Here is an 18,567-nt window from a genome sequence, read left to right as displayed (position 1 = left end):
GAGCGCGCCTGCCAGCACGGCGCCCGTGCCCGCGCCCGAAAAAGGCGGCGGCACGACGCCGGTGATCGTCGGCATCGTGATCGCGGTGATCGCCGTCCTGCTGCTCATGATGCGGCGCGGCAAGCGGCGCCAGGCGAAGGTCGAAGACGACGATCGCGCGCCTCGCTCGTTCCGCACCCTGGAGGAAGCGCAAGCCGATGCGGACGCGCGCAATGAAGCGCTCGGAACGGCGGACGCGGCGTCGGCCGCAGGCATCGCCGCGGTAGCCGGTGCGGCGGGCAAATCGGTCGAGCGATCCGAACCGGATGCGGTCGCGGCAAGCCCGACGCCTTCCGAGGACGAACTGCCTCCGCCGACCGAGGCGCGTGCAGCAGCGTCCGGGCCCGCTGCCAGCGCGGCGAAAGAAGCCGCGCCGTTCGCGCCCGTTGCGCCTGCGGCCCGACATCCCGATTTCGTTCCGCCGCTGCCCGACGCTCCGCGGAGCGCGGTGGAAACGGACGAACCGCGAGCCGGTCGGTCCGCGGAGCACGAGGCTGAAAAATGGCAAGCGGAGGAGCGTGAAGCCGCGGCGCGGCAGGCGGCCGCACAAGAGGCCGAAGAGCAGGAAAATCGCGCGCGGGAAGCCGCCGCACGGGAAGCGCTCGCCCGCGAACTGGCCGCGCGCGAAGTCGACTCGCGGGAGGCCGAACTGCGCGAGTTGACCGGCCGCGAGGAGCAGGCGCGGGAAGCCGCCGCACGCGAAATCATTGCGCGCGAAGCCGAGCTTCGCGAACTGAGGGCGCGGAGCGCCGACGAACAGGCGGCGCTCGAAGCGCAGCAACGCCCGGGCCTTGAGCTCGACGAGGAACCCGCGCTCGCGCACAGTTTCCCGATGCCCAAGTTCCCGCAAGAGGCGATTCAGGCGCTCGACTCGCTCGACATGGGCTTGCCGCCTCGCATGGAGCTGAAGCTCAATCAGCCCGGTACGGCGGAACCCGCAACGGCCACGCCGCCGCCTGTCGCGAGCACGCCGCCTTCGACGCTCGAACCGCCTCCGCGCGAAGCACGCCTCGAAGCATCGCCGAGCTCCGGGGCGGCGGGCGCGCAGTCGATCGAGCAGGCGCCGTTCGTGCCTCAGCCGGTGGCCCAGCCGAATCCGGCGCAGCAAGCCGATTCCGTCGCGAAGCAGCCGCAGTCGGTGGCTTCGCAGATCGAGGCGGGCACCGCGGGTGCGGCGTCGGTCGCGGGCTTGGGCGCGACGAAGTTCGGGCCGCTGAGCCTCGATTTCGATCTCGGCCCGTCGTCGAGCGCGACCGAGCCGCTGCCCGCCCTGACGTCCGCGCAACTGGCTACTATCGCGCGCAACAAGCTTGAGCTCGCCGCCGAATACATCGAACTGGGCGACCTTCAGGGCGCGCGGACCCTGCTGCAGGAAGTGATCGAATCGAACGATCCGGCGACGCGCCAGCAGGCCGCCACCCTTCTTTCGACGCTGGCTCCGCACTCCTGAGATGCGTATTGCTTTAGGCATTCAGTACGACGGTTCGGCGTTCTGCGGCTGGCAATCCCAGCCGCACGGCAAGACGGTGCAGAACCAACTGGAGCGCGCGCTCGCGGAGTTCGCGCAGACGCCGCTGCAGACGGTCGTGGCCGGCCGCACGGATACCGGCGTTCACGGCCTCGGCCAAGTGGTGCATTTCGATACCGATCTGGACCGTGCCGAGTTCTCGTGGGTGCGCGGCACGAACGCCTTCCTGCCGGATACGATCGCGGTGCAGTGGGCGAAGCCGATGCCCGATGACTTCCACGCGCGTTTCGCGGCCTTCGAGCGCACGTACTTTTACGTCCTGTACGTCAATCCGGTGCGTTCACCCATGCTGACGAAACGCGCGGGATGGGTGCACACGCCGCTCGACGTCGCCGCGATGCGCGAGGCCACCGCGTGCCTGATCGGCGAGCACGATTTCTCGTCGTTCCGCGCGGCGGATTGCCAGTCGAAAACCCCGGTGAAGCACGTCTATCGGATCGACGTGCGCAAGCAGGGCGATTTCATCCACTTCCGGTTCCGCGCCAACGCGTTCCTGCATCACATGGTGCGCAACCTGATGGGATGCTTCGTCGCGATCGGCCGGGGCCGTCATCCCGCTTCGTGGATGGCCGAAGTCCTCGCCGCGCGCGACCGCCGCGCCGCCGCGCCTACCTTCATGCCCGACGGGCTGTATCTGGCCGAGGTGGGCTATCCTGAACACTTCGCGGTGCCGCCGCCGCATATCGCCAGCATGCCCTGGAGCGCAATCTGGGCGGAGCCGAAATGACCGAAACTGATTTGCATCGCACCCGCATCAAGCTGTGTGGACTGTCCCGCGTCGAGGACGTGCAGCACGCCATCGCGCTCGGCGCGGATGCCGTGGGCTTCGTGTTCTATCCGCCGAGCCCGCGCTCGGTGAGCGTCGCACAGGCGGTCGAACTGGCGCGGTACGTGCCGCCCCTCGTGTCGGCCGTGGGGCTTTTCGTGAACGCGACACCCGGGTGGATCCGGGAAGTCACGTCGAACGTGCCGCTTTCGCTGCTGCAGTTTCACGGCGACGAAACGCCGGAAAAATGCGAAGAACTCGCCGAAATTGCGGGTTTATCCTATTGGCGCGCACTGCGTATTGGGCCTGATGCGTCGACGGCCCATTTGATAGAATCGTCTCTTGAATTCAAAGCCGCAGGCGGCCTTCTGCTCGACGCTCTCGTCGAGGGCTTCGGCGGCGGTGGAAAGGTATTCGATTGGTCACTTATCCCAACAGATCTCGGGCATCGGGCCGTTTTGAGTGGTGGGTTGAACGCGCAAAACGTCAGTGACGCCATTCGGCGCGTGCGCCCGTACGCGGTCGATGTCTCGAGCGGCATCGAAGTGCCGGGCGCCAAGGGCGTGAAGGATCCCGCCCGAATGGCGGCATTCGTGCGCGCGGTGCGCGCGGCGGATGCCGGATGAATCGAACGTGAGCCGCACTGCCGGCTCGCGGAACCGAGAGAGTGACGCAATGTACAACTTGCCAGACGAAAGAGGCCACTTCGGCCAGTATGGAGGCGTGTTCGTCTCCGAAACGCTCATCCACGCGCTCGATGAGTTGCGCGTCGCGTATGAAGCGGCACGTCAAGATCCCGAGTTTCTCGCCGAATACGAGTATGAGCTCAAGCATTACGTCGGCCGTCCTTCGCCGATTTATCACGCGAAGCGCTGGAGCGACATGCTCGGCGGCGCGCAGCTTTACCTGAAGCGCGAGGACCTGAATCACACCGGCGCGCACAAGGTGAACAACGTGATCGGCCAGGCGCTGCTCGCCCGCAAGATGGGCAAGCCGCGCGTGATCGCGGAAACCGGCGCGGGCCAGCACGGCGTGGCGACGGCGACGATCGCGGCGCGCTTCGGCATGGAGTGCGTCGTCTACATGGGCGCGGAGGACGTGCGCCGCCAGGCCGCGAACGTCTATCGCATGAAGCTCCTCGGCGCGACGGTCGTGCCGGTCGAATCCGGCTCGAAGACGCTCAAGGACGCGCTCAACGAAGCCATGCGCGACTGGGTGACGAACGTCGAGAACACGTTCTACATCATCGGCACGGTGGCGGGTCCGCATCCGTATCCGATGATGGTGCGCGATTTCCAGCGCGTGATCGGCGACGAATGCCGCGTGCAGATGCCCGAAATGACCGGCCGCCAGCCGGACGCCGTGATTGCCTGCGTCGGCGGCGGTTCGAACGCGATGGGCATCTTTTATCCGTATATCGACGATGAGGACGTCAGGCTGATCGGCGTCGAAGCCGCGGGCGACGGCATCGATACGGGCCGCCATGCCGCCTCGCTGATGGGCGGCAGCCCCGGCGTGCTGCACGGCAACCGCACGTACCTGTTGCAGGACGAGAACGGCCAGATCATCGAGACGCATTCGGTGTCGGCGGGCCTCGACTATCCGGGCGTCGGTCCCGAGCACGCGTGGCTGAAGGACACGGGCCGCGCGGAGTACGTCGGCATCACCGACGACGAAGCGCTCAAGGCCTTCCACGACTGCTGCCGCATCGAGGGCATCATCCCGGCGCTCGAATCGAGCCACGCGCTCGCTTACGGGGCGAAGCTCGCGAAGACGCTGCCGCGCGACAAGGTGCTGCTCGTCAATCTGTCGGGCCGGGGCGACAAGGACATGCATACGGTCGCCGAGCGATCGGGCATCCAGTTCTGAGCCCATAGCAGATGCGCACCGTCATCGACGAGCCGTTGTCCGTCGGCGCTCTCACGGGCGCCGGCGCCGACATCCGCAACCGCGATTTCCTGGCCGATGCCGCGACCATTCCCGACGCGTCGATCGATCTGATCGTTGCGGATCCGCCCTATGGTCTGGGCAAGGATTACGGGAACGATTCGGACATGCTGTCCGGCGACGCCTTTCTGGAGTGGACGTATCGCTGGCTCGATCTGGCGATCCCGAAACTCAAGGCGAGTGGCTCGTTGTACATCTTCTGCACCTGGCAGTATTCGCCCGAGCTGTTCGTGTTCCTCAAGCGCCGTCTCCTGATGATCAACGAAATCGTCTGGGACCGGCGCGTGCCGAGCATGGGCGGAACGACGCGTAAATTCACCTCGGTGCACGACAACATCGGCTATTTCGCGGTATCGAAGGATTACTACTTCGATCTCGATCCGGTGCGCATTCCCTACGACGCAGAGACGAAAAAGGCGCGCTCGCGCAAGATCTTCGAAGGCAGCAAGTGGCTGGAGCTCGGCTACAACCCGAAGGATGTCTGGTCGGTGTCGCGGCTGCACAGGCAGCACGCGGAGCGCGTGGATCATCCGACGCAAAAGCCGCTGGAGATCGTCGAGCGCATGGTGCTGGCGAGCTGCCCGCCGGGCGGCCGCGTGCTCGATCCGTTCATGGGCAGCGGCACGACGGCGGTTGCGTGCGCGCGTCATGGACGCGAGTTCACGGGCTATGAGATCAATGCGGATTACTGCGCGATCGCGGAAGGCCGCATCGCCGAAGCGCGCGCTGCGCGGCTTCGGGCAAGCGCGCCGGCCCGTCCGCGCCGCAAGGCGCTCATAGCAACGGATGCCGCCGCGCAGACCGCAAAATAGCGAAAGTTGCGCCGATTTTCGTCGCTGATCGCGTCAGATGCCGGAAAGGCTCTGACGCAAACGAATACGACTTCGAGAATTCTCATGTCCCGTATCAAGAACACTTTTGCGGCGCTGGCCGCGCAGGGCAGGAAAGGTCTGATCCCGTTCATCACGGCCGGCGATCCGAATCCCGAGCAGACCGTCGAACTCATGCACGCGCTGGCGAAGGGCGGGGCGGATGTCATCGAGCTGGGCGTGCCGTTTTCGGACCCGATGGCCGACGGCCCCGTCATCCAGCGTTCGTCCGAGCGGGCGCTCGCGCGCGGCGTGACGCTGAAAAGCGTGCTCGCCGATGTCGCGCGCTTCCGCGAAACCGACGACAAGACGCCAGTCGTGCTGATGGGCTATGCCAATCCGATCGAGCGCATGGGCGCCGACGCCTTCGCCAAGGCGGCGAAGGAAGCGGGCGTCGACGGCGTGCTGGTGGTCGATTACCCGCCCGAGGAAGCCGAGAGCTTCGGCGCGGCGATGCGCGCCTCCGGCATCGATCCGATCTTCCTGCTCGCGCCGACTTCCACCGACGAGCGCGTCGCGGCGGTCGGCAAGATAGCGAGCGGCTATGTCTATTACGTATCGCTCAAGGGCGTGACCGGCGCGGCAAATCTGGACGTTTCCAGCATCGCGAGTAAAATCCCGGCCATCAAGTCGCATGTGCCCCTGCCGATCGGCGTCGGTTTCGGCATTCGCGACGCGCAAACCGCGCGCGCCGTCGCCGATGTCGCGGACGCCGTCGTCATCGGCAGCCGTCTCGTGCAACTGCTCGAGGAGGCGCAGCCGGACACCGCGGCCGCGTCGCTGACGAGCTTCATCGCCGGGATTCGCCAGGCGCTCGACGCCGCAAAGTAAAACATGCGCCGCCGCGGCCCGCCCGATTCGGGCGCGCCGCGCGGCGACCGATCAGTCAAGGAAAAACGATGAGCTGGCTCGACAAACTGCTGCCGCCGAAGATCAAGCAAACGGATCCCAAAAGCCGCAAGGGCATTCCCGAAGGCCTCTGGGTGAAGTGTCCGTCGTGCGAGGCCGTGCTGTATCGCAACGACGTCGAGGCGAACCTGCATGTCTGCCCGAAGTGCAGTCATCACATGCGCATCGGCGCGCGCGAGCGGCTCGATCGCCTGCTCGATCCGGAAGGCCGCTACGAGATCGGCCAGGAAGTGGTGCCGATCGACGCGCTCAAGTTCAAGGACAGCCGCAAGTACCCGGATCGCATCAAGGAAGCGATGGACGACACCGGCGAAACCGACGCGATGGTCGTCATGGGCGGCGCGATCCATACGATTCCCTGCGTGGTCGCGTGCTTCGAATTCTCGTTCATGGGCGGCTCGATGGGCTCGGTGGTCGGCGAGCGCTTCGTGCGCGGCGCGCGCAACGCGCTCGAACAGAACGTGCCGTTCATCTGCTTCACGGCGTCGGGCGGCGCGCGCATGCAGGAAAGCCTGCTTTCGCTCATGCAGATGGCCAAAACCACTGCGTTGCTGACGAAACTGTCGGACGCCAAGCTGCCGTTCATCTCCGTACTGACCGACCCGACGATGGGCGGCGTATCCGCGAGCTTCGCGTTCCTGGGCGACGTGGTGATCGCCGAGCCGAAGGCGCTGATTGGCTTCGCCGGCCCGCGCGTGATCGAGCAGACCGTGCGCGAGAAGCTGCCGGAAGGTTTCCAGCGCGCCGAATTCCTGTTGCAGAAGGGCGCGATCGACATGATCGTCGATCGCCGCAAGATGCGCGAAGAACTCGCCCAATTGATGGCGCTGATGACGCGGCAGCCCGCCGATTCCGTCGCCTGATCCTTCAGTATGCAGCGCCGCGCCGCGCGTGAACCCCGCGAGGTTCCGCGCGGCGTTTTTGCTTTCTCGATCTCGAAAATGAACACTTTCCCCACCCTGGACGCCTGGCTTGCCCATCTGGAAGCGGCGCATCCGGTCGGCATCGACATGGGCCTCGCGCGCATCGGGCGCGTGAAGGAAGCGCTCGGACTGAACTTCGCGTGTCCCGTCATCACGGTCGGCGGCACCAACGGCAAGGGCTCGACGTGCGCGATCATCGAAACGATTCTGCTGCGCGCGGGCTATCGCGTGGGCTGCCATACCTCGCCGCATCTGCTGTCGTTCAACGAGCGCGCGCGCATCGACGGCGCGGAGGCGACCGACGCCGAGTTGCTCGAGCACTTCGAGGCGGTGGAAAAGGCGCGCGCGAGCCTGCCGGAGCCCGTCTCGCTGACGTACTTCGAATTCACGACGCTCGCGATCCTGCATCTCTTCGCGTCGCGCGGGCTGGATGCGGTGATCCTGGAAGTCGGGCTCGGCGGGCGTCTGGACGCAGTGAATATCGTCGATACGGACTGCGCGGTGATCACGAGCATCGACATCGACCATACGGACTATCTCGGCGACACGCGCGAGAAGATCGGTTTCGAGAAGGCGGGCATTTTCCGGCCGGGCAAGCCCGCCATTTGCGGCGATCCTTCTCCGCCACAGAGCCTCGTCGATCATGCCGAGGCGATCGGCGCGGATTTGTGGCTCGTCGGGCGGGATTTCCGCTATGAGGCGCAGCCCGGCAACGAGCGCCAGCAGTGGAGCTACATCGGCCGCGAGCAGCGGCGCTCGGCGCTGGCGTATCCGGCTTTGCGCGGCGCGAACCAGCTGATCAACACCGCGGCGGCGCTGGCCGCGCTCGAATCCTTGCGCGAACGCCTGCCGGTGTCGGCGCAGGACATTCGCCTCGGGCTCGCCAACGTCGAGCTGCCGGGCCGTTTCCAGGTGTTGCCCGGCAAGCCGCAGATCATCCTCGACGTTGCGCACAATCCTCACGCGGCCGCGGTTTTGGCGCAAAATCTCGGCAATATGGGCTATTTTCCATACACTTACGCGGTGTTCGGCGCCATGCGCGACAAGGACATCGAAGGGGTGGTGAAACATCTGAAGGGCGAGATCGATCACTGGAACGTCACCGCCTTGCCGACACCGCGCGGCGCGTCCGCCGAGCAGCTGGAACATGCGTTGCGCGACGCCGGTGTCAACGACGGGCCCGATAGCAGCGTTTCTCGCTTTGAAACACCCGCGGCAGCTTTCCAAGATGCGTTAAGCCGGGCGTCCGAAAATGATAGAATTTTGGTTTTCGGCAGTTTCTACACGGTAGCGGGCGTCATGGCCTACCGTAAGTCGCAGCATCATTGAGCAGCATCACTGAGACGGTCGGCCGTCAGCACCAAACGATACATGGGACTCTTCTCGTTCGGCAAGAAAGACGACTCCGGTCGCGACGCATATTCCGATTCCTCACGCGGCACGCGTCAGACCGTCCGCACGGAACGCCGCACGCGCAGGACCGACCGTAGCGAACGCACCGACGCCGACGCGATGATGCTCGACCCCACCCTGCCCGAGAAGCAGCGCGCCCGGCGCCGGCTGGTCGGCGCGATCGCGCTGGTTCTGGCAGCGGTGATCATCCTGCCGATGGTGCTCGATTCACGCCCGAAGCCCGTTACCGACGATATTTCCATCGACATTCCCAATCGTCCCGCGCCGGCCGTCAAGCAGTCGCGCGATGCGACCGACGCCGATACGCAAGCCGGGGTCGCGCATGAAGGTCCGGCAGGCGCATCTGGCGGCGTCGCGGCGGGCATAACCCAGCCGCAGGCCGCCGCGCCGGCTACGGCCGCACAGGCCAAGCCCGAGCCCAAGGAACAACCCAAGCCCGAGGCGAAGCCGGAAGCGAAGCCGTCGACGTCCAGACCGGCCGCCAGCGCTGGCCAGAGCGCGAAGCCGCAGGCCGCCGAGCCGTCCGAGGAAGCCAACGCGAACACCGCGGCGAACGCCGCCGCCGGCGCCGCGAACACGCCGTCTTCGCCGGCCGGCAGCCGCTTCGTGCTGCAGATCGGCCAGTTCGACGACGAAACCGCCGCGCAGAACTGGGTCAACAAGTTGAAAGCCGCGGGCGTGCCCGCATATCTCGAACATCGCAAGCAGTCGGATGGCTCGACGCGCGCGCTGTTGCGTGCGGGACCGTTTCCGGATCGCGCGTCGGCTTCGGCCGCGCTCGTGAAGGTGCGCCAGGCCGGTCTCGGCGGCGGCAGCCGTTCGGCATCGAACTAAGCGCGCTCGATGTTTACCGCGTTCGACTACGCCGTGATGGCCGTGATCGGCCTGTCCGCCCTGCGCGGAATGTGGCGCGGCCTGCTTGCGGAGGCGTTCGGGCTGGTCGGCTGGGTCGCCGCCATTCTGATCGCCGGGCGTTTCGTCGGGCTCGTCGTGCCCTATATCCCGGCGACGTGGCCGGGCGGCGCCCTCACGCAATGGCTCGTGGCGTTCCTGCTGGTGGTCGCGGCGGTGCTGCTCCTGTCGAGCGTGCTGTCGGCGCTGCTGACGCGCATGACGGAAGTGACCGGCCTGCGCGGCGTGGACCGCTCGCTCGGCCTGCTGTTCGGCCTCGTGAGAGGCGCTATATTGGTAGTGATTCTGGTCGCCCTGGCTGGCTTGACCGAACTGCCGCAGAAAGATTTCTGGCGCAATGCGTTGCTGAGGCCGATGGCCGAGCAGGGCGTGCGCGAACTGAAACCGCTGCTCCCCGATACGCTCGCCGCGTATGTGCATGTCGCCCCCGCTTCGAGCGGTCTGGCGCCAGACGCCGCACAATAGACGAACGGCCGGCTACATGGGGACCGCGAGACGGCTCGAAGACGCACTTCGAATCGGCCTCTGTGCGACCTCCGTGCGGCCGATTCCGAGAGAAGCGCCGATGTGAGCCGGCATCGCCTCGTCTACCCGTTTCGACTCTTTGAAGGACCATGCCATGTGCGGCATCGTAGGTGTAGTTTCCCAAAATCCCGTCAATCAGCTGATCTATGACAGCCTGCTCCTGCTGCAGCATCGCGGTCAGGACGCGGCGGGCATCGCCACGGCGAACGGCAATAACTTCCACATGCACAAGGCCAACGGCATGGTGCGCGACGTGTTCCGCACGCGCAACATGCGCAGCCTGCCGGGCAACGTCGGCATCGGCCAGGTGCGGTATCCGACCGCCGGTTCCGCATCGAGCGAGGAAGAAGCGCAGCCGTTTTACGTGAACGCGCCGTTCGGGATCATCCTCGCGCACAACGGCAATCTCACGAACTGGATGCAACTGAAGGACGAGATGTTCCGCGTCGATCGCCGGCACATCAACACCGCATCCGACACCGAAGTGCTCCTCAACGTGTTCGCGCACGAACTGCAGCTCGCGAGCTCGGGCCTGCAGCTCGACGCCGCCGCGCTGTGGAAGGCGGTCGCGGGCGTGCATCGCCGCGTGAAGGGTTCGTATGCGATCGTCTCGCTGATCGCGGGCTACGGTCTCGTGGCCTTCCGCGATCCGTTCGGCATTCGCCCGCTCGTGCTCGGCAAGCTGGAAACGGCGACGGGCGTCGAGTGGATGGTCGCGTCGGAATCGGTGGCGATCGAAGGCATCGGGTTCGAATTCGTGCGCGATGTCGAGCCGGGCGAGGCGATCTTCATCGACAGCGACGGCAATCTGCACAGCCATCAATGCGCCGAAAAGCCGGTGCTCAATCCCTGCATCTTCGAGCTCGTGTATCTCGCGCGCCCGGACTCCTGCCTCGACGGCGTGCCGGTCTATAACGCGCGCCTGCGCATGGGCGACTATCTCGCCGAGAAGATCAAGCGCGTGCTGCCGGATGTGCCGATCGACGTCGTGATGCCGATTCCCGATTCCTCGCGCCCCGCGGCGATGCAGGTGGCCGCCAAGCTCGGCGTCGAATATCGCGAGGGCTTCTTCAAGAACCGCTACGTGGGCCGTACCTTCATCATGCCGGGCCAGGCGGTGCGCAAGAAGTCGGTGCGCCAGAAGCTCAACGCCATGGGCATCGAGTTCAAGGGCAAGAACGTGCTGATCGTCGACGATTCGATCGTGCGCGGCACGACCTCCCATGAAATCGTGCAGATGGCCCGCGATGCCGGCGCGAACAAGGTGATCTTCGCGTCCGCCGCGCCGCCGGTGAAGTTCCCGAACGTGTACGGCATCGACATGCCGACGCGCGGCGAACTCGTCGCGCATGGCCGCAGCGATGAGGAAGTCGCGCGCATGATCGGCGCGGATTATCTCGTCTATCAGGACGTGGAAGACCTGAAGAACGCGATCCGCGACATCAACCCGAAGCTCAAGGAATTCGAAGCCTCGTGCTTCGACGGCAACTACATCACCGGCGACGTGACGACCGATTATCTGGATCGCATCGAGTCTGCGCGTCTCGCACCGCAATCGCAGTCGGACCGCGACGCGGCGAGCGAAGCGCAGGAGGGCGGCATGGCGCGCTCACAGTTGCATCTGCAACTATCGGTGGAGTGATGCGTCGATAGCGTTTCGGTCGTAGTTCCGAACGGGCCCGCTTCGTCGACCGAGACAAGCGGGCTTTTTTGCGTCGCGAGCCTGAAAAACGGAGAGAAAAAACATGGACGACAACCTGAACTTCAATACGCTCGCCGTACGCGCCGGCACCTTGCGCAGCGAATTCAACGAGCATGCGGAGGCGCTGTTTCTCACGTCGAGCTTCTGTTTCTCGACCGCCGCGGAAGCCGCCGAGCGCTTCAGGAACGCCGAAGAGGCTTACACGTACTCGCGCTTCACCAACCCGACCGTCACGATGTTCCAGAACCGCCTCGCCGCGCTCGAAGGCGGTGAGGCCTGCATGGCGACGGCATCGGGCATGTCGGCGATCCTGTCGGTCGTGATGGCGTCGATGCAGCAGGGCGATCACATCGTCAGTTCGAAGAGCCTGTTCGGTTCGACGATCGGCATGTTCACGCAGATTTTCCCGAAGTTCGGCATCACGACCACATTCGTCGATCCGGCGAAGCCCGAGGAATGGCAGGCGGCCCTCAAGCCCGAGACGAAGATGTTCTTTCTGGAGACGCCGTCGAATCCGTTGACGGAGATCGCCGATATCGAAGCGATTGGCAAGATTGCGAAGGCGGCCGGCGCGCTCTTCGTCGTCGATAACTGCTTTTGCAGCCCGGCCTTGCAGCAACCGCTCAAGCTCGGCGCGGATGTCGTGATGCATTCGGCCACCAAGTTCCTCGACGGCCAGGGGCGCGTGCTCGGCGGCGCGCTGGTGGGCTCGAAGCGCTTCATCATGGAGACCGTGTTTCCCTTCGTGCGCAGCGCCGGCCCGACGATGTCGGCGTTCAACGCGTGGGTCTTGCTGAAGGGCATGGAGACGCTGGCGCTGCGCGTCGAGAAGCAATCGGCGAATGCACTGGAGATCGCCCGCTGGCTCGAAGCGCATCCGGCCGTGAATCGCGTGTTCTATCCGGGGCTGGAATCGCATCCGCAATACGAGATCGCGAAGAAGCAGCAGAAGGCGGGTGGCGCGATCGTGTCGTTCGAGTTGAAGGGCGACGCGCAGGAGCAACAGCGCGCGAATGCGTGGCGCGTGATCGATGGGACGAAGCTCTGCTCGATCACCGGCAACCTCGGCGACACGCGCACGACCATCACGCATCCGTCGACGACGACTCACGGACGCCTGACGACCGAGGTGCGGGAAGCGGCGGGCATACGGGAAGGGCTGATACGTCTTGCTGTCGGTCTCGAGGACCCGGCGGATATCCGCGCCGATCTGGAGCGCGGCCTGCGCTAGCCTGTGCTAGTGCGCGCGCGGCGCTTTCATGCCGCTCGCGCGCCATTGCCCCGGCGCGATGCCGAAGCGTCTCGTGAACGCGTGCGTGAATGCGCTCTGATCGGCGAAACCGACGTCGAGCGCGATATCGATGAGCGTCGTGCGCGGATCGGCGAGCAGCGTGAGCGCCGTGTCGAGACGCAGGCGATGCAGATAGCGATGCGGCGTCTCGCCGAACGCTTCGTTGAAGAGCTGATGAAAACGCCGCATGCCGAAACCGCAATGCGCGGCGAGATCGGCGATGCGCAGCGGCTCGGACAGATGCAGACGCAACCATCGGTCGATGCGCGCGAAGTCGAGACCGCGCAGCGCGTCCAGCGCGGCATCGCCGGTGCCGTGCATCAGCGCGCCGCACAGATGCGCGGCGGCTTGCCAGGCGAAGCGCTCGGAACCACATGCGTCATGAGCATTCGCGCATTGCGCGACATCGGCGACGAGTCGCGTCACGCGCGGATCGATCGCGATGGGGCGCGCCCGCTCGAAGAAACGCTCGGGCACCGCGATCGAAGCGGCGGGCAGATCGAGCACGAGCTGGCGGTTGTCGCCGTCGGCCCAGTAATCGTGGCGTGCGCCCGCCGGAATGATCCACGCGCCGCTGTGATCGATACGCGCGCCGTTGCCATCGACGGCCATTTCCATCGACCCGTCAAGGCCCAGCACGATCTGGTGAAAGTCGTGCACGTCCGACGCCTGCGTTGCGTCATAGCGGCGCAGCGACACGGCGGGACGAGGCAGCAGCGCGCTCATGCAGACAAGGCTCAGACGTCGAGCAGTTCCACTTCGAACACGAGCGTGGCGTTCGGCGGAATCACGCCACCCGCGCCGCGCGCGCCATAGCCGAGTTGCGGCGGAATCGTGAGGCGGCGCACGCCGCCCACCTTCATGCCCTGGACGCCTTCGTCCCAGCCCTTGATGACCATGCCGCCGCCGAGCACGAAGGCGAACGGATCGTTGCGGTCCTTGCTCGAATCGAACTTCTGGCCATCGGTGAGCCAGCCCGTGTAATGCACGCTGACCGTCTTGCCCGCGACGGCTTCGGCGCCTTCGCCCACGGTGAGGTCTTCGTATTTGAGACCGGAATCGGTCGTGACAGTCGACATGGTTGCTCCCTGGTTGCCCGGTCATCGGCGATGGATGAGCCGGTGGTCGAAACCATCATTGTAAAACGTCGCAGGGAAGCGGGCGGCGCGCATACGCCGCCTCGAAGGCATGCGCGCTCAGAGATGACGGCCGCGCGGACCGAAGCGCGAGCCGATGCGCGGCCCGAGCTCCGGCGTCACATGCCTGCCGATCGACGTGCCGATGTTGGCGCCGGTCTGCGACTCTTCCATCGCGGCGGCCGCGGCGTTGTCGCCGACGCTCTGCCTCGCGAGCTTGAGTGCCCGCACGCGCACATAGGCCATCGCGATCAGCGTCCACGGCGCGAGATAGGCGAACTCGGGCACGGAGACCATCATCATCGTCCAGGTCGCGGCGCAACACTGGCGCAGCGCCATGCCGCGCGCGTCCCAGTCGAGCCTGAACGCGGGATAGAGCATCAGCGCGCTGATGAACACGGTGCCGACGACACCCGTATTGACGAGCAGCGTCGAGAACAGGTCGGTCGAGCGGATATAGCCGAAGCCGATGCCGAAGATCTGATTGAGCGGCGACGCGTGGAACCACAGCCGCATCGACTCGAGGAACAGCAGGGAGCGGTCGGAGCCCGATTCGGTCTTCTGCTCGAGCTTGTCGGTCACCATCTGCTTGAAGAGATCGGCGATGTAGTCCTGCGCGATATAGGCGATCACGCACAGCACGAAGAGGCCGATGAGCGCCTTGACCGGATTGAGGCCGAGCCTGCGCACGCGGATCAGCGCGTACACCGCATAGCCGATCAGCACCGTCGACGACGTGCTCATCACGAGCGAGATGCCGATGACCCACACCGGCCAGCGCACGCGCGAGGTCGCATTGAAGTAGACCCAGAACGGGAAGATGGACATCGCGTACATCGACGGTTCGCCGGTGAGCGCCTTCAGGCGCTGGATCGGAAAGCCCTTGATGTCGATCTGCTGGAACGAGCTGCCGTTCACCGTGCCGTCGGAGCGCACGATGCCCTTGCCGAACTGGTCGCCGAATGCGCGGTTCGAGATGAAGTCGCCCGGCTGTCCCGTCGCGATGTAATACGCCACTTCGAACATGCCGTACAGCGCGAACAGCGTGATGGCCGCGAGGATCCACTGGTCCCACGTCGGCTTGTAGTAGTGGTACACGTAGGCCGCATAGAGCACGACCGCCGACACGTAGAGCGACTGCGTGAACATGCTCTTGCGCATGACGAACGTGAACGGGTCGGTCTCGTCGACGAGCACGACCTTGGTGAAGTCGGGCTCATAACGCGCGATGACGTCCGCGAGCTGGGAGGTGCAGAACATGAGCAGCCACACGACGATGGCCGCGCCTACGAAATGTATCCAGCTCTTGCGTGCGCGGCCGCCGAACAGCAGCACGAGCGGCACGGAAAGAAAGCACATCAAATAGCCGATCGTCGTGCCCTGGATCGACGGGATGACGAGAAACGACGTCACCGGCATCGCGAAGGCCCAGATCCTGTAGTAGAGGTCGGTCAGTGCCGCTTTTTCTTTCATCGTCGAAGGAATAGGTGCGCCCGTTCAGGCGGGGCTCTTTCTCTGGTTATAGTCGATCGGAGACGCAAGCAATACGCCTGCGGCTCGATGTTCGAATATCGGCGCCGCGCGGTATGTGCGCTCGCGCACCGCGGTCGATCCCCTCTCGGCAGACGAATACGGTCGAACCAAGGTTCTGATCATTCGCGCAAACCGCGCGCGAAGATGGCATCCCGGAAGACGGGTACAACGTAAAGCGCCGCGTGGCCAGCACGCGGCGCAGTGCTTTCGTGCGAAGCGCGCTACGCGTGCCTCGCGTCAGTTGGCCGGCTTGAACGTGCTGGTATAAGCGGCCGCGTAACCATAACTGCGGCGATTGCTCGGGCGTCGCGGAATGGCGTTGAATACCGAGCCGACGAGCCTGCCGCCCGCGCGCTGCACCTTCTTCACGGTCTCCTCGATCTCTTCCTCGCTCTGGATGCCCGAGCGCAGCACGAGCACCGTCGAGCCCGCGTCGCTCGCGACGATCGCCGCATCGGTCACGACGAGGAACGGCGGCGTATCGACGAGCACGAGATCGAACTGATCGCTCATGCGCGCGAGCACGTCGCGGAAGCCCGGCATCATCAAAAGTTCGGAGGGATTCTCGGGGTAGCCGCCGCACGACATGAACGACAGGCCGGGCACGCCGACATAGCGGATCGCATCGCCCAGGTCCATTTCGCCCTTCAGCACTTCCGAGAGACCGCCCGGATTCGACTGCTTGAAGAACGAAGCGATATGGCCGCGCCGCATGTCCGCGTCGATCAGCAGCACGCGCAAGCCGATTTCCGCGAGCAGCACCGAAAGGTTCGCCGCGACGAAGCTCTTGCCCGCCGACGGGATCGGGCCGGTCAGCATCACGATGTTGTTCGGCGCATTGGCGAGATCGCGATACAGCTCCGTGCGCACCGCCCGCAGCGCCTCGACAGCCGGATCGTGCGGATAGCGCGAGGCGAGCACGCGTGCCTCGCGATTCGAATCGGGCACGTGCGGCATCGCGAATGCATCGTGCCGCGGAACCTCGACATACGGCAGCGCCCTCGGCGCTCCGCGCCCCTGTGCGCCCGCATAGGTGAGCGGCGCGTGCTCGACCGGCGACACGGCGATCTCGTGATCGAGCATCGCCTGTTGCCGGCTGTACAGAATCTCGCCCAGCACGGGCACCGAGAGGCGGCGCTCGACGAACATCGGATCGGTCACGCCGATCATCGCGTGGCGGCGCAGGAAGATGAAGAACGTGCCGATGAAGAAGCCGAGGCCCGTTCCCGCGATGATCACGAGCGGCTTGTTCGGCTTCACCGGACGATACGGGCGCAGCGCGTTATCGACGATATGCGCGCCGCCGCTCGTGCTCGCACGGCGCACGGAGAGCTCCTCGGCCTTGTTCACCATGCCCATGTAGATGGTCTCGGCGACGCGCGCATCGCGGGTGAGCTCCGCGTTCTGGCGCTCGGACGCGGGCATGCTGTCGAAGCGCGATTGAATCTGCTTGTTCGATGCATCGAGCTGCGAGATCTGCTCGTCGAGGTTGCGCACTTGCGGGCTGTCGGGCTGGAAGCGTTGCAACGCCTGCGTGCGCTGCAGCTTGAGCGTCGCGAGTTGCTGCATCGACACGATGCTGCCTTGCAGATAAGCCTGCGCTTCGTTGATCGGCTGCACCGATTGCGACTTCGCGCGGAACGCGCTCAGGTTGCCTTCGGCCTGCTTCAGATCGCGTTCGAGGCGCGGCAATTCTCCGCGGATGAACTCGAGCGTCTTCGTGTCGTTGGCCTGACGGGCCGCAACGGCGGCGTTCAGATACGCCTGGCCGAGCGAGTTGGCGACATCGGCGGTGAGTTGCGGATCATCGGCGTTGAAGGTGATCTGCACGACGCCCGTGTCCTTCGAGGACTCCGCAACTTTCATCGTCTTCTTCATGAGCGCGATGGCGTCGAGCGTGTTCAGGCGCGTCACGTCGAAGTGGACGCCGGGGCGGCCCACGACGTGGTCGACGAGCATCGACACGCCGTTCGCCGACGCGGGGCGGCCAACCGTGCCGCGCAGGATCACGTCGCCGTCGGGGTCGCGCAGTTCGTACTGGTTGTTCTGGAGCAGGACGAAATCGAGCTTCTGGTCTTCGAGCGCGGGGGGCACGTCGAGCCGGCCGATCTGCAGATCCTCGCCGCCCCAGCCGTACGAATCGAGGCCGAGCCATGCCGGTGCGAGATGCCCCTTCTTGGCGAACAGGTCCGCGATCTGGCCGAGCACCGGGAACGTGTTCGGCTTGGACTTGATGTCGAAATGAAACTGCTTGACGACCGGCTCCAGCACGGAGCGGCTCTGCATCACCGAGATTTCCGCGGGCGCGAGCTGAGTCACCGTCTGCTGGGACTGCTGCATCTGCTGCTGGCTCTGCTGCGCGATGCCGAGCGCGTTCGGATCGGGCGGATCCACGCGTACGACCACGTCCGCGGAATAGATGGGCTTGGCAAGGAACGCATAGGTGCCCGCGAGCGCGGCCGCCACCCCGATGAACAGGAAGAGGATGCCGAGGTGATCGCGCAGGAGCTTGAGCATGTCGCTCGCGGTGAATTCACCGTCGTCCTTGCCATGACGCGAAGATCCGGAGTTGACATAGAGGGTGTTCAAAGGCGCCGTCCTCAGTTCGATAAGTTAAGCGTTTGTTGCCGGGCCACGGAAAAGACGGTAGCCCGCGCGGCATGTCCGCGGTGCGACGTTCGTATTGTTGATCCGGCGCGTGGCCGTTGGAACTTCAAGACTTAGACGCGAGAGGCTCGTTAAAAAAACAAGCGAAGCGCGGTGGGCTTCGGGTTCGCATTGACGGAACACGTCGGCTCGTACCGAGTGCGCTCTGCTTGCATGAAGCACACTCCGTGCCTCGGAACCGCGTATCGAGGATTCGGCGGATGAATTCGCGAATCCCGCTACGAATCGCCGGTAAAACGATACGAAACGTCCAGAAGAAATAGCGTCAAAGCCATCTTCCGGTTACGAACCGCTCGCGTCTGTTAAGTAGCGAACGTTACGTGGCTTGCTGGGTCGGGCACGCCACTTGCGCAGCGGCCGCTTTGCGCGATAATCGGCGGTTTCGTGCATGCTTCATTTGTCGCACC

Annotated in this window: 16 protein-coding genes and 1 pseudogene; 12 read left to right on the top strand and 5 right to left on the bottom strand. The window is 65.1% G+C overall.

From position 1 onward, the window contains the following. The 12 genes from AWB83_RS33640 to AWB83_RS33585 all read left to right on the top strand — a co-directional run. A partial coding sequence (locus AWB83_RS33640; protein ID WP_143750147.1) for a FimV/HubP family polar landmark protein occupies window positions 1–1,489 on the top strand: 1,489 nt, incomplete at its 5' end. Window position 1,490: 1 nt separating this feature from the next. Next, window positions 1,491–2,294: a tRNA pseudouridine(38-40) synthase TruA gene (gene truA / locus AWB83_RS33635; protein ID WP_087049919.1), complete on the top strand. Its 804-nt coding sequence runs from the start codon at window positions 1,491–1,493 to the stop codon at window positions 2,292–2,294. Next, complete coding sequence (locus AWB83_RS33630) at window positions 2,291–2,959, top strand: phosphoribosylanthranilate isomerase (RefSeq protein ID WP_087049918.1); 669 nt, start codon at window positions 2,291–2,293, stop codon at window positions 2,957–2,959. Before truA ends, AWB83_RS33630 begins: the two co-directional genes overlap by 4 nt. A gap of 49 nt (window positions 2,960–3,008) precedes the next feature. Further along, the gene (gene trpB / locus AWB83_RS33625) at window positions 3,009–4,202 is read left to right on the top strand and encodes a tryptophan synthase subunit beta (RefSeq protein WP_087049917.1); all 1,194 of its coding nucleotides are present in this window, start codon (window positions 3,009–3,011) and stop codon (window positions 4,200–4,202) included. Window positions 4,203–4,213: 11 nt separating this feature from the next. Further along, window positions 4,214–5,092: a DNA-methyltransferase gene (locus AWB83_RS33620; RefSeq protein WP_087049916.1), complete on the top strand. Its 879-nt coding sequence runs from the start codon at window positions 4,214–4,216 to the stop codon at window positions 5,090–5,092. A gap of 84 nt (window positions 5,093–5,176) precedes the next feature. Beyond that, entirely contained in the window at window positions 5,177–5,980 is an 804-nt protein-coding gene (gene trpA / locus AWB83_RS33615) for a tryptophan synthase subunit alpha (RefSeq protein WP_087049915.1), read from the top strand. A 68-nt stretch (window positions 5,981–6,048) separates the two neighbouring features. Continuing rightward, window positions 6,049–6,921 (top strand): acetyl-CoA carboxylase, carboxyltransferase subunit beta, encoded by an 873-nt coding sequence (gene accD / locus AWB83_RS33610; RefSeq protein ID WP_087049914.1) that lies wholly within the window; start codon window positions 6,049–6,051, stop codon window positions 6,919–6,921. A 78-nt stretch (window positions 6,922–6,999) separates the two neighbouring features. Beyond that, complete coding sequence (gene folC, locus AWB83_RS33605; protein WP_087049922.1) at window positions 7,000–8,310, top strand: bifunctional tetrahydrofolate synthase/dihydrofolate synthase; 1,311 nt, start codon at window positions 7,000–7,002, stop codon at window positions 8,308–8,310. A 42-nt stretch (window positions 8,311–8,352) separates the two neighbouring features. Further along, window positions 8,353–9,228, top strand: coding sequence for an SPOR domain-containing protein (locus AWB83_RS33600; RefSeq protein WP_087049913.1), 876 nt, complete (start codon window positions 8,353–8,355; stop codon window positions 9,226–9,228). A 9-nt stretch (window positions 9,229–9,237) separates the two neighbouring features. Beyond that, window positions 9,238–9,771 (top strand): CvpA family protein, encoded by a 534-nt coding sequence (locus tag AWB83_RS33595; protein WP_087049912.1) that lies wholly within the window; start codon window positions 9,238–9,240, stop codon window positions 9,769–9,771. Window positions 9,772–9,925: 154 nt separating this feature from the next. Next, on the top strand, window positions 9,926–11,473 hold the full coding sequence (purF, locus tag AWB83_RS33590; protein ID WP_087049911.1) for an amidophosphoribosyltransferase: 1,548 nt from the start codon (window positions 9,926–9,928) through the stop codon (window positions 11,471–11,473). A 103-nt stretch (window positions 11,474–11,576) separates the two neighbouring features. Continuing rightward, window positions 11,577–12,764 (top strand): O-succinylhomoserine sulfhydrylase, encoded by a 1,188-nt coding sequence (locus AWB83_RS33585; protein WP_087049910.1) that lies wholly within the window; start codon window positions 11,577–11,579, stop codon window positions 12,762–12,764. A 6-nt stretch (window positions 12,765–12,770) separates the two neighbouring features. On the opposite strand, the gene AWB83_RS37785 is transcribed toward AWB83_RS33585, so the two are convergent. The 5 genes and pseudogenes from AWB83_RS37785 to AWB83_RS33565 all read right to left on the bottom strand — a co-directional run bounded on the left by AWB83_RS37785 (window position 12,771) and on the right by AWB83_RS33565 (window position 18,082). Next, window positions 12,771–13,145, bottom strand: coding sequence for a helix-turn-helix transcriptional regulator (locus AWB83_RS37785; RefSeq protein WP_374729151.1), 375 nt, complete (start codon window positions 13,143–13,145; stop codon window positions 12,771–12,773). 84 nt (window positions 13,146–13,229) lie between these two features. Then, window positions 13,230–13,592, bottom strand: a pseudogene (locus AWB83_RS37780) (AraC-like ligand-binding domain-containing protein); the annotation flags it as partial. Next, window positions 13,562–13,903, bottom strand: a complete 342-nt coding sequence (locus tag AWB83_RS33575; RefSeq protein WP_087049908.1) for an FKBP-type peptidyl-prolyl cis-trans isomerase — start codon at window positions 13,901–13,903, stop codon at window positions 13,562–13,564. The gene AWB83_RS33575 and the pseudogene AWB83_RS37780, both read right to left, overlap by 31 nt. 117 nt (window positions 13,904–14,020) lie before the next feature. Further along, window positions 14,021–15,433, bottom strand: a complete 1,413-nt coding sequence (locus AWB83_RS33570) for a hypothetical protein (protein WP_087049907.1) — start codon at window positions 15,431–15,433, stop codon at window positions 14,021–14,023. A 297-nt stretch (window positions 15,434–15,730) separates the two neighbouring features. Beyond that, complete coding sequence (locus AWB83_RS33565; RefSeq protein WP_087049906.1) at window positions 15,731–18,082, bottom strand: polysaccharide biosynthesis tyrosine autokinase; 2,352 nt, start codon at window positions 18,080–18,082, stop codon at window positions 15,731–15,733. Window positions 18,083–18,567 lie beyond the last annotated feature (485 nt).

The sequence above is a fragment of the Caballeronia ptereochthonis genome, assembly GCF_001545075.1.
Lineage (GTDB): Bacteria > Pseudomonadota > Gammaproteobacteria > Burkholderiales > Burkholderiaceae > Caballeronia > Caballeronia ptereochthonis.
Note: the sequence above shows the minus strand (reverse complement) of the source record. Positions and strands in the feature narration are given on the sequence as shown.

What these genes read in the sequence shown, in the direction of transcription:
- trpB (WP_087049917.1), top strand. Translation starts at nt 3,009, where the DNA reads ATGTACAACTTGCCAGACGAAAGAGGCCACTTCGGCCAGTATGGAGGC.
- truA (WP_087049919.1), top strand. Translation starts at nt 1,491, where the DNA reads ATGCGTATTGCTTTAGGCATTCAGTACGACGGTTCGGCGTTCTGCGGC.
- accD (WP_087049914.1), top strand. Translation starts at nt 6,049, where the DNA reads ATGAGCTGGCTCGACAAACTGCTGCCGCCGAAGATCAAGCAAACGGAT.
- AWB83_RS33595 (WP_087049912.1), top strand. Translation starts at nt 9,238, where the DNA reads ATGTTTACCGCGTTCGACTACGCCGTGATGGCCGTGATCGGCCTGTCC.
- trpA (WP_087049915.1), top strand. Translation starts at nt 5,177, where the DNA reads ATGTCCCGTATCAAGAACACTTTTGCGGCGCTGGCCGCGCAGGGCAGG.
- purF (WP_087049911.1), top strand. Translation starts at nt 9,926, where the DNA reads ATGTGCGGCATCGTAGGTGTAGTTTCCCAAAATCCCGTCAATCAGCTG.
- AWB83_RS33570 (WP_087049907.1), bottom strand. Translation starts at nt 15,433, where the DNA reads ATGAAAGAAAAAGCGGCACTGACCGACCTCTACTACAGGATCTGGGCC.
- AWB83_RS33600 (WP_087049913.1), top strand. Translation starts at nt 8,353, where the DNA reads ATGGGACTCTTCTCGTTCGGCAAGAAAGACGACTCCGGTCGCGACGCA.
- AWB83_RS33630 (WP_087049918.1), top strand. Translation starts at nt 2,291, where the DNA reads ATGACCGAAACTGATTTGCATCGCACCCGCATCAAGCTGTGTGGACTG.
- AWB83_RS33620 (WP_087049916.1), top strand. Translation starts at nt 4,214, where the DNA reads ATGCGCACCGTCATCGACGAGCCGTTGTCCGTCGGCGCTCTCACGGGC.
- AWB83_RS33575 (WP_087049908.1), bottom strand. Translation starts at nt 13,903, where the DNA reads ATGTCGACTGTCACGACCGATTCCGGTCTCAAATACGAAGACCTCACC.
- folC (WP_087049922.1), top strand. Translation starts at nt 7,000, where the DNA reads ATGAACACTTTCCCCACCCTGGACGCCTGGCTTGCCCATCTGGAAGCG.
- AWB83_RS37785 (WP_374729151.1), bottom strand. Translation starts at nt 13,145, where the DNA reads ATGCACGGCACCGGCGATGCCGCGCTGGACGCGCTGCGCGGTCTCGAC.
- AWB83_RS33585 (WP_087049910.1), top strand. Translation starts at nt 11,577, where the DNA reads ATGGACGACAACCTGAACTTCAATACGCTCGCCGTACGCGCCGGCACC.